The organism is Amycolatopsis sp. NPDC003731 (assembly GCF_053586895.1).
The window spans coordinates 101,424-115,583 of record NZ_JBSFNC010000004.1; the positions used below are offsets into that span (position 1 = coordinate 101,424).

A 14,160-nucleotide genomic window follows, 5' to 3' on the forward strand; every position below is an offset into this window, starting at 1 on the left:
GTGGCGGAACGGGGAGGTTTCGATGATCAATTCCCAGCCAGCACGTCGAAAGAGAAAAGTTCTCCCGTTCCTGGCCGCGATCGTGGTCGCGATCGCCTTGATCATCGGAATCCGCTACTGGACCAGCGATTCGAGCGACGAGGCCGACGCGCCGAAGTGCTCGGGCGCGGACGCGATCGCGCTCAACGTCGCTTCGTCACCGGAAAAGGCCGGAATCGTCCAAGAGGCCGCGAAGGCCTACTCCGGACGGACGGTCGCCGGGCACTGCGTCGACGTCGTCGTGAAATCGAAGTCGTCCGGCGTCGCGATGCAGGCGCTGGCGAACGGCTGGAACGAAGCCGTCGACGGGCCGCGCCCGGACGTCTGGACACCGGCCGCGAGCGGCTGGGTCAACCTGCTGCGAGTCAACGCGAAGGGCGACACCGGTTCGCTCGTGCCGGACGGTGATCCGCCGTCGATCGCGAACGCGCCGCTGGTCGTCGCGATGCCGAAGCCGATGGCCGAGGCGCTCGGCTGGCCCGGCAAGGCGATCGGCTGGAAGGACCTCGCCGGCCTGGCCACCGACCCGGCGGGCTGGGCGAAGTACGGCCACCCGGAGTGGGGCAAGTTCCGGCTCGGCAAGACGAACCCGAACATCTCGACGTCCGGGCTGAACGCGACGATCGGTGCCTACTACGCCGCCACCGGCACGTCGTCCGACCTCACCGCGGCCGCGCTCGAGAAGCCGGACGCGAAGCAGTTCGTCACGAACATCGAGCAGGCGATCGTGCACTACGGCGACACCACGCTCACCTTCCTGACCAACCTGCAGAAGGCCGACGACAAGGGCGCGGCGCTGTCGTACATCTCGGCGGTGACCGTCGAGGAGAACTCGCTGATCGGCTACAACCAGGGCAACCCGACGAACGACCCGGCCAAGGTCGGGCAGCACGGGCCGCCGAAGGTGCCGCTGGTGGCGATCTACCCGGGTGACGGGACGCTCAACTCCGACCACCCGTTCGTCACGTTGAACTGGGCGGACCCGGTGCGCAAGCAGGTCGCCGCGGACTTCCTCGGCTACCTGCGCCTCGCCGAGACGCAGGCGAAGTTCGCCGCGCTCGGCTTCCGGTCCTTCGAGGGCAAGCCGGGCCCGCAGGCGACGCCAGCCAACGGCGTCCAGCCGGACGCGAAGATCAGCTTCCTGCGGCCGCCGTCGCCGTCGGTGCTGTCGAAGCTGCTGGCGTCCTGGACCGACCTGCGGAAGAAGGCGAACGTGCTGCTCGTCGTGGACGTCTCGGGCTCGATGGGCGACGAGGTGAGGGGCACCGGCAAGAGCAAGATCGACCTGGCGAAGCAGGCCGCGATCGACTCGCTCGGCCAGTTCGTGCCGCGCGACCAGGTCGGGCTCTGGCAGTTCTCGACCCACCTCGACGGCGACAAGGACTACCAGGAGCTGCTCCCGGTCCAGGCGCTCGGGACGAGCGGCAAGGAGACCCTGGCCATGCGGCTGAGCGGGCTGACTCCCCAGTCCGGCACGGGGTTGTACGACTCGTCGCTGGCCGCGTACGAGTACATGAAGGCCCACCTGGACCCGGCGGCGATCAACGCGGTCGTGGTGCTGACCGACGGCCGGAACGAGGACTCCGGCGGCATCGACCTCGAACACTTGGTGCCACAGTTGCGGCCGGAGGGCAACGCGGAGTCGGTCCGGTTGTTCACCATCGCCTACGGCTCGGACGCCGACCAGGACGTGCTGAAGCAGATCGCCGAGGCGACCGCGGGTTCGGAGTACGATTCGTCCAAACCGGACTCGATCAACCAGGTGTTCACCTCCGTGATCTCCAATTTCTGACATGAAGTTCGCCCGTGAGCTCGCCGAACCGTGGGGGCTGCTGCTCGCCGCCACGTCGGCCGGCGTGGCCTGGGCCGTGCAGCTGCCGGTCGTCGCCGCCCTCGGGGTCGGGGTGGCGGTGCTCGCCGCGCGGGCGGGCGTGGCGGTGGCAACCCGCGAGAAGGAGCCGCCACCGCGGGAAGCCCGGGTGCTGGACGTAACGCCCGGCTCGGCCGAGGAGAGCTGGCTGAACCGGGCGTCGGCCGCGGCGGAGGGGTTCGCCTCGCTGAGCGGCTCGCTCGAATCCGGTCCGCTCGCCGACCGCGTGGCGGACATGGAGCCGGCGGTCCAGGAGACGCTGTCGACGCTGAGGCGCCTGGCCGGCCGCGCGTCGGCGACGGGCCAGGCGCTGTCCCGCGTCGACCTCGACGCGGTCAGGCGCGAGCGGCGCCGGCTGGAGCAGTCGCTGACGTCGGCCCGCGAAGAGGTCCGCGGCGACCTCGAGCAGGCGCTGTCGGCGGTCCAGGCCCAGGCGGACGTGCACGCGCGGCTGTCCGGCGCCCGGGACAAGCTGCTGGCCCAGCTGCAATCGGGCGCACTCGGCCTGGACAGCCTGGTGGCCCGAGTGGCGGAACTGACGGCGGCGACGTCGGACGTCACCGTGGACACCGGCGCGGTGCGCGAGCTGAGCGACCAGCTGGAAGGCATCCGCCAGGGCGTACTGGAGACCGAGCAGGCGACGCGGAAGTCGCTGGGTTAGGCGGCCCAGCCCGGCCGCCACGCGCCGGCGACGCGCTCGCTCTTCGCGAGGTGACGCCGAAGCGCCGTGAGCCCGGGGTGCGCGTTACCCCGCCGCCACACCAGCGAATGCGGGTACACCGGCACGGGACCTTCGATCGGCACGCGCCGCAGGTCGTGCGCCGGCGGCCACAGCACCCGGCTTCCCGCGCCGAGCAACGTCGCCACCTCCGCCGACTCCGCGAGCGTGTCCAGCACCACCTCGATGCCGAAGTTGGGCCCGGCGGCGTCGATCCACAGGCCGAACGCGGCCGCGAACTCGGTGTAGTAGGCGCCCCACTCCGTCCCGGGCACCACGCCGGGGAGCCGGATCCGGTGCCCGGCCAGCTCCGCCGGAGTCACCGAAGCCGCGTTCGCCAGCGGGTGCGCGGGGCCGCACATCAGCTGGATCGGCTCGTCGAGCACCCACTGGGCGTCGAGGTCCGCGGGCAGCGTGACGACCGCGCGGAACGACGCGTCGATCGAGCCGTCCAGGAGCGCCGCGATCGCGGTGTCGAAGAGCGTCGCGACCTCGAGCGCTACGTCGGGGTGTGCCTGGTGGAACCCGCGCAGCAACGTGGCCGGGCACAGCCGCCTGCCGATGACGTCGACGCGGAGCGGGCCGGTGCGCACCGACGCCAGCGCGCGCAGCTCGGCCGCCAGGAGCTCGCGAGCGTGCGGTAAGAAGGCCGTTCCATCGCCGGTGAGCACGGCGCCGCGCGCAGTGCGCGTGAACAGCCGCGCCCCGAGCGACTTCTCCAGCGCGGCGATGCGTTTCGAGACGGCCTGCTGCGTGATCGACAGGTCGGTGGCGGCGTCCTGGAACCGGCCCGCCTCCACCACAGCGACGAAGGTGCGCACGGCGTCGAGGTCCACGACGCCCGACTCTAGATTCACAACGCGGCGTTGTGGCTCGCCGCCGCGTCGGTTGTTTGCCGCGCGCGACCGTTCCCGCTTTGATCTCCGACGTGATGCGCGGGCGGTCGCTGGGACCGCGGTTCAGGTGGCTCTGGTCGGCCTACGCGGTGAGCGCCTTCGGGACGTGGCTCGGCTTCGGCGCCTTCCCCATGCTCGCGATCCTCGTCCTGCACGCCGGGCCCGCGGCCGTCTCGGCGCTGGCCGCGGTCGGGCCGGCCGTCGGGGCGCTCGTCGCCGTTCCGCTGGGGCCGTGGGTCGACCGCCGGCGGAAGCGGCCGGTGATGGTGGCCATGGACCTCGTGCGGTTCGGCGCGCTGGTCAGCGTTCCGGCCGCCTATGGCCTCGGCGTGCTGAGCTTCGGGCAGCTGCTGGCCGTCTCGGTGGTCGTCGCCGCGGCGGACATCACCTTCACCTCCGCGAGCGGGGCCTTCCTCAAGGGCCTGGTGCCGCCCGAAGACCTGCTCGTCGCGAACGGCCGGTTCGAGGCGACGAACTGGACCGCCACCGCGCTCGGGCCGCCGCTGGGCGGGGCGGCGTTCGCGCTGTTCGGGCCGGTGACGTCGGTGGTCGCCAACGCCGTCAGCTTCCTGCTCTCCGCGCTCGGGATCCGCGCGATCGGCGGGGACGAACCGCGCCCGCGCACCGCCACCCGGCTGCGCCCGCGCGACCTCGCCGACGGCTGGCGCTTCCTGCTGGCGCATCGGGGACTGCGGCCGCTGCTGTTCAACGCGATGGTGTTCAACGGCCTGGTCATGGGCACCGAGCCGCTGCTCGCCGTGCTGATGCTCAACCAGCTGGGGTTCCCGCCGTGGCAGTACGGGCTCGCGTTCGCCGTACCGTGCCTCGGCGGGCTCGCCGGTTCGCGGCTGACCCCGCGGCTCGTCGCGAAGTTCGGGCGCCACCCGGTCCTGGTGACGTCCGGCGCGATCAGGGCGTGCTGGCTGCTCGCCCTGGCGTTCATCCCGGCGGGCACCGGCGGGCTCGGCTACGTAATGGTCGTCGAACTCGGCCTGATCGTCAGCTGCAGCGTCTTCAACCCGGTGCTCGCGACCTACCGGCTCGAGCAACTCCCGGCGGACCGCATCGCGCGGACGCTTTCGGCGTGGTCGATCAGCACGAAGGCGTCGATCGCCACGCTGACCGCGCTCTGGGGCCTGCTCGCCGGTCTGACCGGGCCACGCTGGGCCATCGGGATCGCCGGGGTGCTGGTGCTGGCGACGCCGTTGCTGCTGCCCCGCCGCGATCGGACGCCTGCTCAACCGAGCCAGACCGTGCCCAGTACCGGGTAGCCCGGGAGGCCTGTCTTGGCCGCGCCCGGGCGGGGGGCGCCCGCGATCCAGAGGCGGCCCGTCGCCGCGATGTTCGCCGCCATCGAAGGGTCCACCTTGGGGAGGCGGAAGCGGACCACGCGGCCGTCGGCCAGCATCGTCAGGCCGCTCAGCCTCGCCGCGCCGTGGCGGGTCATGCGGACCGGGCCGTCGAGGACCGCGCGCAGCTCCGTCCAATGGTCCGCCGGGAGGGGCCTGCGGTAGGTGATCGCTCGCCACACGGCCGCGAGGGCGCCCAGGAGCGCGCCTGCGCCGCACGGCCACGCGAGCCACCCCACCACCGGGAAGTCGAGTGCGACCCAGACCGCGAACCCGGCCAGCACCAGCAGGAACGCCGCCGTCGTGCGCAGGTCGCGGGCCAGCTGGCGGCGGTGTGCGGCCAGCACGGGGTCGAGCCTCGGCGAGCGGGACCCGGCCGGTTGCGGGACCGGTACGGCACCCGGCGGCGGGGTGTCGTGGATCCGGGCGCTGCGGACCCGCACCACGCCGGAAAAGCCGACGAACACCTTGGGGCCGCGGCCCAGCAGCCAGATCCGGCGGTGCCCGGCGACCAGCAACCGGTGGGCTTCGTCGAGCCGGACGCGCAGCCACCGGCCGTCCGGGAGGCGCACGCCGACCGTCCGGCCGGCCGCGACCAGGCCGCCGGCGGCGATGTCCACCTGCCGGAACGCTTCCCGCTTCAACCGCGTCTCGGGCAGGTGGGCGTGCGCGCGGTGGAGCCACCACGCCTCGATCGCGCCGGCCAGCGCGAACGTGCCGACCGGCAGCGCCACTCCGGCGCCGGCGAAGAACTGGGCGAACCCGAACACCACGAAGAACGCGGCCACGAGCCGCTGGTTCGCGGTGTCGCGGCCGAGGCGGTCGAGGTACTCGCCGAAGATCGGGAGGGCCCCGGACGGCATGGCGGGGTCGAGTTCGAACGCGCTGACGCGCTCGGGGACCGGGACGATCGGCACGCGGAACCCCCACGGGGTCGGGTTGTTAACCGCTTTTCGGCAAAGTGGGCACCGGCGTTACCGGATGTGCCGATCAACGGGTGGGACGTGAGCGCCACGACTACCCAGACCGCCGAATTCAGGTTAGGCTCACCTAAGTAGGAGGTGAGCCGTGACCGAGGCACCCACAACCGTCCGCCGCCCGCCGGCGCCGAACCCCGCCGAGCGCGCCAAGACGATCGCGACCCGCAACGGCCCCGCGTCGTTGCTGCCGACCTGCGATCGCACGGACCTCGACGGCCGGCGGGTCGTGCCGGTGCTGCACCACGTGCACCACAGCGGCAGCGTCAGCGTGCTGCTGCCCGACGACCACCCGATGGTCGGCGCGGCGAAGCAGACTCAGCGCGGGGAGCTGGCCGTGATGGTCGAGCTCGCCGACCAGGCCCCGGTCGACCTGCGGGAACCGATCCGCGGGCTGCTGTGGATCACCGGCTGGCTGCGGCCGCTCTCGCCGGTTTCGGCCCGCGCGCGGGCGGTGGCGATCGCCGAGACGCGGCCGGACGAACGGCTCCTCGACGTCGGCCACGGCGTCACGCTGCTGCGGCTCACCCCGGCGTCGCTCGTGCTCGCCGACGCCGAGGGCACGCACTCGCTGCGCCCGCACATGTTCAGCGCCGCGCCGCCCGACCCGTTCCACGACTACGAGGCCCAGTGGCTGCGGCACCTGGAGAGCGACCACTCCGACGTCGTCGAGCAGCTCGCGAAGCACCTGCCGGCCTCGCTGCGCGGCGGCCGGATCCGCCCGCTCGGGCTCGACCGGTTCGGGCTGCGGCTGCGCGTCGAGTCCGACAGCGGCGACCACGACGTGCGGCTGGCGTTCTCGAAGTCCGTCGACAGCCCGGCGCAGCTCGCGTCGGAGCTGCGCCGGCTGGTCGGCTGCCCGTTCCTGCGCGGGCGGTCAGGCTAGTTCGGCCGGGAACCCGCCCTTCGCGATCGGCCCCCAGCTCTCGATCGTCACGCGGATGATGCTCTTGCCCTGCTTGACCATGGCCTCGCGGTATTCGTCCCAGTCCGGGTGTTCGCCGGAAATGGCGCGGAAGTACTCGACGAGCGGCTCGACCGAATCCGGGATGTCCAGCACCTCGGCGGTGCCGTTCAGCTGCACCCACTGGTCGTTCCACTCGTCGGACAGGATGCAGGCCGAAACCTTCGGGTTGCGCTTGACGTTCACGACCTTCGCGCGCTTCGGGTAGGTCGAGACGACCAGCCTGCCCTCGGCGTCGACGCCGCAGGTCACCGGCGAGAGCTGCGGGCCGCCGTCGGCCTTCGTGGTCAGCAGGATGGCGCGGTGGCGGGTCGACAGGAACTCGACCAGCGCGGCGCGGTCGACGGTTTCGTTGGTGGCGATGCTCCTCGGCATACCCCGAAGGTAGCGTGCGTCCATGACGTTCACCGCGCGATCGTGGCTGGCCCCGGCCCGGCCGTCGTTCCCGGAACCGGTCGACGACCCGCGCGAGCGCCGCGCGATCAAGCTCGAGCTGCTGATCGTCTTCGGGATCACGCTCGGCATGTCCGGCGTGCGCAGCCTGCTGTCCCTTGTGGACTCGCTGCTGCAGCCGGTGCCGCTGGCCCAGCAGCAGACCCAGCTGAACGTGCCGCAGGCCGCGGCGAGCCTGATCGACCTGCTCAAGCAGCTGCTGTCGGCGGCGCAGCTGGTCGGCTGGGGCGCGCTCGGGCTGTACCTGCTGTGGCGCGCGGGCGTCAAGGTCGCGCAGATCGGCCTGGACCGGCGGGCACCGGGCCGGGACGCGCTGCTGACCGTCGTGCTCGCCGCGCTGATCGGCATCCCGGGGCTGGCGCTGTACTTCATCTCGTACCACCTCGGGTTCAGCCTGGCCGTGCAACCGTCCACTTTGGGCGATACGTGGTGGCGGCCGATCTCGCTGACGCTCTCGGCGTTCGGCAACGCCTTCGCCGAGGAAGTCCTGGTCATCGGCTACCTGCTGACGCGGCTGCGGCAGCTCGGCGTCCGGGAGAACACCGCGGTGTTCGGCGCCGCCGTGCTGCGCGGGTCGTACCACCTGTACCAGGGCTTCGGCGGGTTCGTCGGGAACCTGATCATGGGGCTGGTGTTCGGACGGCTGTGGCAGAAGACCAACCGGCTGTGGCCGCTGGTCGCCGCCCACACGCTGTTCGACTTCGTGTCGTTCGTCGGATACTCGCTGCTCAAGGGGCACGTTTCCTGGCTCCCCTGACTAGGATCTGGGGGGTGATCGACGAAACGGCACCTCCCCGGGTGGACAGCGAAGTCGGACCCCTGCGCGCGGTGCTGCTGCACCGGCCCGGCAACGAGCTCAAAAGGCTGACGCCCCGCAACAACGACCAGCTCCTGTTCGACTCGATCCCGTGGGTCGACCGGGCCCAGGACGAGCACGACGCGTTCGCCGAGGTGCTGCGCGGCCGCGGGGTGAGCGTGCTGCTGCTGGCCGACGCCCTGCGGACGGCGCTGGAAGACGACCGGGCGCACGCGGCGGGCGTGCACGCGGCGGTCGACGACCGGCGGCTCGGCGGCGACCTGGCCGACTCGCTGCGTTCGCACCTCTCGGGCGTCGACGCGGCCGGGCTCGCCGAGGTGCTGATGGCCGGCATGACGTTCGAGGAGCTGCCGTCCGCGGAAGGCGCGTCGCTGGTGCGGATGATGAACCACCCGCACGACTTCGCCGTCGACCCGCTGCCGAACCTGCTGTTCACGCGCGACTCGTCGGTGTGGATCGCCGACCGGGTGGCGATTTCGTCCCTGAACATGCCCGCGCGCCGCCGCGAGACGGCGGTGCTCGACCTGATCTACGCCTACCACCCGCAGTTCCGCCACGCCGCCCGCGCGTACGGCGCCCATTCGGCGCCGATCGAGGGCGGCGACGTGATGCTGCTGGCCCCGGGCGTGCTCGCCATCGGCGTCGGTGAGCGGACGACGGCGGCCGGCGCGGAGTCCCTGGCCCGGTCGGTGTTCGCCGACGGCATCGCGCACACCGTGCTGGCGGTGCCGATCGAGCAGTCCCGCGCGACCATGCACCTGGACACGGTGTGCACGATGGTCGACGCGGACGCGGTGGTGATGTACCCGCTGGCCCGCGACTCGCTGACGGCGTTCACGCTGCGCCCGACCGGCGACGGCGGGGTGAAGGTGGCCGGCCCGGCGCCGTTCCTGGTGGCCGCGGCCGAAGCGATGGAAATCGACCGGCTGCGCGTCATCGACACCGGCCTCGACCCCGTGACGGCCGAACGCGAGCAATGGGACGACGGCAACAACACGCTCGCCCTGGCGCCGGGTGTCGTCGTCGGCTACGAGCGCAATGTCGAGACGAACGAACGGCTGGAGGCGGCCGGCATCGAGGTGCTGCCGATCGCGGGCTCCGAACTGGGCTCCGGCCGGGGCGGGCCGCGGTGCATGTCCTGCCCGGTCCGGCGTGATCCGCTGTGATGGGAAGCCTTCCCTAAATTGCCACGGCTTTTAGGGAAGGCTTACTTAAATTAGGCAGGTCTTCTTTAGGAATGGTAACCCTAATAGGGGCCAGATCACCAGTCCCGAGTGGAATTCCCGCCAATCTTGATCTATTCTGGTCTGCATGGCCCTCACCAAGAAGAAAGAGCCGCGCTCGAAGTTCTACGAACTGCTGCAGGCGCAGATCCACAACGAGTTCAACGCGTCCCAGCAGTACATCGCGCTCGCGGTGTGGTTCGACGCCGAGGACCTCCCGCAGCTGGCGAAGCACTTCTACAAGCAGTCCGTCGAGGAGCGCAACCACGCGATGGCGCTCGTGCAGTACATGCTCGACCGCGACCACCACGTCGAGATCCCCGGCACCGGGGAGGTGCGCAACGACTTCTCCGGCGTCACCGAGCTCATCGAGCTCGCGCTCGAGCAGGAGAAGGAGGTCGCCGTCGACATCTCCGCGATGGCGAAGGCCGCGCGCGCCGAAGAGGACTACATCAGCGAGCAGTTCATGCAGTGGTTCCTCAAGGAGCAGGTCGAAGAGATCTCGCAGATGAACACGCTGCTCAACGTCGTCAAGCGCGCGAACGGCAACCTGTTCGAGGTCGAGAACCACCTGCACCGCGAGTCCGTCGGCGACGGCGGCGCCGACTCGCAGATGCCGCCGGTGGCCGGCGGGGCGCTGTAACCGACTAATGGGAAAACCCGGGCTCTCCCCCTGTGGACAGCCCGGGTTTCCGCATGCGCCCGGCCCTCAGCCGGCGCAGTCCTGGGCGCGGCTCGAAAGGCTCGTCTGCACGACTCCGGTCTCGCCGAGCCGGAAGCGGTATTCGGCGGCGGTGCCGGCCGGGGCGACGACGTCGCCGGACTCCTCCTTGGCCGCCGGGTAGGCGGCGAGGATCTGGTCCTTGGTGGCGCCGGCGCCGATGCCTTCGGCGGTGTGCGCGGCCACGTCCGGGGTGACGACGACCAGCCCGGCCGCCTTCGAAATGACGACGCTCGCGGCCACCGGTACCCCGCTGCCCTGTGCCTTGTAGACGGTGCAGCTCGCGCCGGCCTGCGGGTCGCTGAGCGTCACGGCCAGCGCCGTCACGTCGGCCTCGGACATGCCGAGCTTGAGCTGGCCGAAGCCGTCGGCCGCGAGCAGCGGCCCGGTGGCCACACCGGGGAGCGTGGACGGCCGCGGGGTCGACGGCGGCCGCGGCGGCCGCGACGTCGACGCGCCCGGCGGCGCGGAAGCCTGGATGCTCTGGGTGCCGGTCGGCCCGGGCGGCGACGGCTCCGGCGACCGGCCCGCCGTGAGGTTCTCCGGCGGCTTGCCGCTGGTTCCGGTTCCGTCGGCGGACATCACCGCGGTGCCGTCCTCGGCGTGGAACCGGATCATGGTCAGCCCGCCCGAGACGGCGACCACGGCGGCCGCAACCCCGGCCACGGCCTGCACGACGTGCCGGCGACGGCGACGCCGTCGCGCCCCGGTGACGATGACCGTCCCGGCGTCCGGCGGCGGAGGCAGGTCCAGCCGCTCGTCGGCGAACAGGGCGCGCAGCCGCTGCTCCAGTTCGTCCTCGGAGATGTTCAACCCGCACCACTCCCTTCGCCTTCGCCGTCGACCGACTTCAGCTTCATCCGCAGCGACGCGATCGCCTTGCTGGCCTGGCTCTTGACGGTGCCCTGGGTGACCCCGAGGGCGCCGGCGATCTCCGCTTCCGAGAGACCTTCGTAGTAACGCAGGACCATGACGGCCCGTTGCCTCGGCGGCAGCGTCCGTAACGCACGCCACAGCGGCTCGTGCTCGAACGGGTCGGACGGCACGTGCGGGCTGGTGTCCGGCAGGTCCGCGACGAGGTTCTCCCGGCGCGTCCGCCGCCAGCGGCTCACGTGCGCGTTCGCCATCGACCGGCGGACGTAGGCCAGCGGGTCGCCGGTCTTCTCGTGGACGTACGTCCAGCGCGAGCCGATCTTCTCCAGCACGGTCTGCACCAGGTCCGCCGCGTCGTGCGGGTTACCGGTGAGCGCGTGGCCGTACCGCAGCAAGCCGGGCAGAGTCGCCTGCACGAAGTCGCCGAAGTCGACGAACTCGCCAGCCAACGTCGCGGCCCTCCCTCGGCCTGCGCTGGTCACCCAGGTATCTCCCCCGGTGAAGACGGGTGCCGCAGCGGTCACCGTATCGCCTCCCATCGGGGTCGGGTAGCCAGAAGCCGAGTCGCTTTCCTCCCCAACACGCATCACAGCCCCCTCAGGTTGCCCGCGTTCCCGGCCGAATTCCTTCTGGGTCGGCCGGGCGATGATCTGCCCACGTCAGCGGTGGGCGAGCGAGTCGGGCAGGCGGAAACCGCCGCCCTCGGACTCGCGGAATTCGTGCACGCCGACGACCGCCGCGCGCGGGATCGGGCCGTAGACGTGCGGGAACCAGATCCCCTCCGGGTGCGGCGGCAGCCCGTCCTCCCAGCGGACCGGCGCGTCGACCTTCGCCGGGTCGATTTCGAGCAGCACCAGATCGGTCCGGCCCCGGAACCGGATGTTGGCCGGCAGGTTCACCGTGCCGAAGTCGGAACAGTGGATGAACCCGACTTCGTCCAGGGACGGATCCCGATACTCGCCGTCTTCCCCCACTTCGGCCCAGTCGGCCGCCCCGCAGATGTGAAGTATCACGCAGAGAATCGTCCCACCGGCGCGCTGCACCGGCGGTGTCTCTTCCGCCACATAGTGCCTGGTTGAACGCTCACCGAAGGGTGGAGGACCACCGGTTCGTACCGATGGTCCGGCACCTGCCGACGACGGTCAGCGCAGGGTCAGCTGCCGGCCGACGAGGCCGTCCCGCGCCCGCCGCTCGGCCGCGTTCAGGGGCTCGTCGTCGAGCGACTTCAACGCCGTCTCGAGCCGGGCGCCCAGGGCGTCCTTGGCCTCGGCCCACTCGCGGGCGTGGGCCTCGGGGTCGAGGTCCCAGACCGGGACGAGCAGGCCGTGCGCCCGGAACGAGCCCGCGTAGCGCGAGCCCTCGCCGAGGCCGAGCTCGCCGGCCGCGGACAGCCGGGCGAGGGCCTGGAGCAGCAGGTTCTCCGGCTCCGGCCGGACCCAGCGCAGGTGCGCCTTCTCGCCGGCGAGGACCCAGTAGGCACCCGAGCCGAGCCGTTCGGTGGGCATGATCGCCGCGTTCGCGCGCTCGAGCGACACGGCGACGTCACCGGTCGCGTCGGCGTCCTCGGGCAGCCACCAGCCGAAGTCCGTGTGCAGCGTGACGTCGAGTTCGGCACCCGGCGCCAGCAGGTCCTGCAGCCGGGCGTGCTCGTCGGCCGCGGGCGGGGTGGTGGTGTCCGGCACGCCGAGGACGTCACCCTCCTTGGCGTCCAGCAGCCACTTCAGCGAGCGGCCGAGGTCCCGGCTGATGTCGGACGAGCGGGTCTGCACCTGCAGGCCGAGGTAGCGCCGGCCGTCCGAGCGGACGAACGCGGCGGCCGCCATGGGCAGCACGGTCCCGAGGGTGACGTCACCACCGTCGGCGAGGGTGAGCTGGGCCGTCGCGGACGGCACGAACTCGCGCAGCGCGATCAGCTCGGGCTCCGCCGCCAGCCCCTCGAACGGCTGGCCGACGAAGACGTCGCGCACCTTCGGCTTGCGGTCCGACGCCTGCTTGGGACCCTTCTTGCGCGCGCCCTTGCCCACTGCTGCCTCCTCTGGCTCGGCTTCAGACGCTATCGAAGGGTTAGTCTCGCGACGTGTTCGACCCCCGCGATCCCGCCTTCCTCGAAGACCCGTACCCGGCGTTCGCTTCGCTGCGAGCGCAGGGCGAAGTCCATTTCCACGAAGGGCTCGGCCTCGCCATCGCGGTGTCGCACGCCGCGTCTTCGGCCGTGCTGCGCCACCGCGGCCTGGGCCGGATCTGGCAGGACGCCCAGCCGCTCGAGCGGTTCGCCTCGTTCAACCTGCTGCACCGCAACTCGCTCCTGGAGAACGAGCCGCCGGCCCACACGCGGCTCCGGCGCCTGATCGCGGGCGCGTTCGGCCGCGGCCACGTGCAACGGCTGCGCCCGATGGTCGCCGAGCTCGCCGCCCGCATGGTCGACGACCTGGCCGCCGCCATCGCCGCCGACGGCAGTGCCGACCTGCTGGAGCACCTCGCCCAGCCACTGCCGGTCGCGGTGATCGCCGAGCTGCTGGGCGTCCCCGGCACCGACGGGCCGAGGATGGTCCAGCTGTCCAACGCCATCGTGAAGATGTACGAGTACGACCTCCCCGAGGAGGGACGCGACGCGGCCGAGCGTGCGGCGGCCGAGTTCGTCTCGTACGTCCGTTCGGTGGCTTCGGCCCGCGCGGACGCTTTGGGCGACGACATCATCAGCGACCTGTTGCGCAGCGAGCTGACGCCCGACGAGCTGGTGGCCACCGCGGTCCTGCTGCTGATGGCCGGCCACGAGGCGACGGTCAACGTGCTCGGCAACGGCATCACGGCCCTGCTCACCCACCGGGACCAGTGGGAGCGCCTGCTGGCCTCACCTGCCCTTCTGGATTCGTGCGTCGAGGAACTGATCCGGTTCGACGCGCCCCTGCAGCTGTTCGAGCGGACGGCGACCGAGGACGTGTCGATCGGCGGGTATGTCGTGTCCCGCGGCGAGAAGATCGGCGCGCTGCTGGGTGCCGCGGCCCGCGACCCGGAGGTGTTCGACGAGCCGGACCGCCTGGACATCGGCCGGACGCCGAACGCCCACCTCGGGTTCGGCCTCGGGATCCACTACTGCGTGGGTGCTCCTCTCGCTCGGGTGGAGATCGCCGCTGCGCTGAGTGCGCTGACGGAGAAGTTGCCGGGGTTGCGGTTGGTCGGGACGCCGCCGCGGCGGCCGGAGTTCGTGATTCGGGGGTTGCGGGAGCTCCGGGTTACCGCTTGATGGGGGTGGCTGGTCC

General features: G+C 71.7%; 15 protein-coding genes. 8 read left to right on the plus strand and 7 right to left on the minus strand.

The window, feature by feature from the left end; all coding sequences use genetic code 11:
• Window positions 1–22: 22 nt before the first annotated feature.
• Window positions 23–1,831: a substrate-binding and vWA domain-containing protein gene (locus tag ACWDN5_RS03180; RefSeq protein WP_449674125.1), complete on the plus strand. Its 1,809-nt coding sequence runs from the start codon at window positions 23–25 to the stop codon at window positions 1,829–1,831.
• A gap of 1 nt (window position 1,832) precedes the next feature.
• Window positions 1,833–2,570, plus strand: a complete 738-nt coding sequence (locus ACWDN5_RS03185; protein ID WP_449674127.1) for a hypothetical protein — start codon at window positions 1,833–1,835, stop codon at window positions 2,568–2,570.
• On the opposite strand, the gene ACWDN5_RS03190 is transcribed toward ACWDN5_RS03185, so the two are convergent.
• Entirely contained in the window at window positions 2,567–3,463 is an 897-nt protein-coding gene (locus ACWDN5_RS03190; protein WP_310968213.1) for a LysR family transcriptional regulator, read from the minus strand. The two genes, ACWDN5_RS03185 and ACWDN5_RS03190, sit on opposite strands and share 4 nt — an antisense overlap.
• 92 nt (window positions 3,464–3,555) lie before the next feature.
• On the opposite strand from ACWDN5_RS03190, the gene ACWDN5_RS03195 reads away from it, so the two are divergent.
• Window positions 3,556–4,794 (plus strand): MFS transporter, encoded by a 1,239-nt coding sequence (locus ACWDN5_RS03195; protein ID WP_449674178.1) that lies wholly within the window; start codon window positions 3,556–3,558, stop codon window positions 4,792–4,794.
• Here the strand turns inward: ACWDN5_RS03195 and ACWDN5_RS03200 are convergent.
• Entirely contained in the window at window positions 4,761–5,789 is a 1,029-nt protein-coding gene (locus ACWDN5_RS03200; protein WP_449674130.1) for a hypothetical protein, read from the minus strand. The two genes, ACWDN5_RS03195 and ACWDN5_RS03200, sit on opposite strands and share 34 nt — an antisense overlap.
• A 151-nt stretch (window positions 5,790–5,940) precedes the next feature.
• Here ACWDN5_RS03200 and ACWDN5_RS03205 point away from each other — a divergent pair, with 151 nt between their 5' ends.
• Entirely contained in the window at window positions 5,941–6,735 is a 795-nt protein-coding gene (locus ACWDN5_RS03205) for a DUF2470 domain-containing protein (RefSeq protein ID WP_310968215.1), read from the plus strand.
• On the opposite strand, the gene ACWDN5_RS03210 is transcribed toward ACWDN5_RS03205, so the two are convergent.
• Window positions 6,727–7,188 carry a PPOX class F420-dependent oxidoreductase gene (locus ACWDN5_RS03210; protein ID WP_003076947.1) on the minus strand — a complete coding sequence of 154 codons (462 nt, stop codon included), beginning with the start codon at window positions 7,186–7,188 and terminating at the stop codon, window positions 6,727–6,729. The genes ACWDN5_RS03205 and ACWDN5_RS03210 overlap by 9 nt on opposite strands.
• Before the next feature lie 22 nt (window positions 7,189–7,210).
• Here ACWDN5_RS03210 and ACWDN5_RS03215 point away from each other — a divergent pair, with 22 nt between their 5' ends.
• The 3 genes from ACWDN5_RS03215 (at window position 7,211) to ACWDN5_RS03225 (ending at window position 9,949) form a co-directional block, all read left to right on the plus strand.
• The gene (locus ACWDN5_RS03215) at window positions 7,211–8,023 is read left to right on the plus strand and encodes a CPBP family intramembrane glutamic endopeptidase (RefSeq protein WP_310968217.1); all 813 of its coding nucleotides are present in this window, start codon (window positions 7,211–7,213) and stop codon (window positions 8,021–8,023) included.
• Window positions 8,024–8,064: 41 nt separating this feature from the next.
• Complete coding sequence (locus tag ACWDN5_RS03220; protein WP_449674180.1) at window positions 8,065–9,249, plus strand: arginine deiminase; 1,185 nt, start codon at window positions 8,065–8,067, stop codon at window positions 9,247–9,249.
• 145 nt (window positions 9,250–9,394) lie between these two features.
• A complete protein-coding gene (locus tag ACWDN5_RS03225; protein ID WP_310968218.1) occupies window positions 9,395–9,949 on the plus strand; it encodes a ferritin in 555 nt (184 codons plus the stop codon).
• A 66-nt stretch (window positions 9,950–10,015) separates the two neighbouring features.
• Here ACWDN5_RS03225 and ACWDN5_RS03230 read toward each other — a convergent pair whose 3' ends face one another.
• The 4 genes from ACWDN5_RS03230 to ACWDN5_RS03245 form a co-directional block, all read right to left on the minus strand.
• A complete protein-coding gene (locus tag ACWDN5_RS03230; RefSeq protein ID WP_310968219.1) occupies window positions 10,016–10,840 on the minus strand; it encodes a hypothetical protein in 825 nt (274 codons plus the stop codon).
• On the minus strand, window positions 10,837–11,349 hold the full coding sequence (locus ACWDN5_RS03235; RefSeq protein ID WP_310968220.1) for a SigE family RNA polymerase sigma factor: 513 nt from the start codon (window positions 11,347–11,349) through the stop codon (window positions 10,837–10,839). The genes ACWDN5_RS03230 and ACWDN5_RS03235 overlap by 4 nt, the downstream gene beginning before the upstream one ends.
• Before the next feature lie 210 nt (window positions 11,350–11,559).
• Complete coding sequence (locus ACWDN5_RS03240) at window positions 11,560–11,913, minus strand: DUF952 domain-containing protein (protein ID WP_310968221.1); 354 nt, start codon at window positions 11,911–11,913, stop codon at window positions 11,560–11,562.
• 129 nt (window positions 11,914–12,042) lie between these two features.
• Complete coding sequence (locus tag ACWDN5_RS03245; RefSeq protein WP_310968222.1) at window positions 12,043–12,924, minus strand: DUF5926 family protein; 882 nt, start codon at window positions 12,922–12,924, stop codon at window positions 12,043–12,045.
• Window positions 12,925–12,977: 53 nt separating this feature from the next.
• On the opposite strand from ACWDN5_RS03245, the gene ACWDN5_RS03250 reads away from it, so the two are divergent.
• Window positions 12,978–14,144 carry a cytochrome P450 gene (locus tag ACWDN5_RS03250; RefSeq protein ID WP_310968223.1) on the plus strand — a complete coding sequence of 389 codons (1,167 nt, stop codon included), beginning with the start codon at window positions 12,978–12,980 and terminating at the stop codon, window positions 14,142–14,144.
• The last annotated feature ends 16 nt before the right edge of the window (window positions 14,145–14,160 follow it).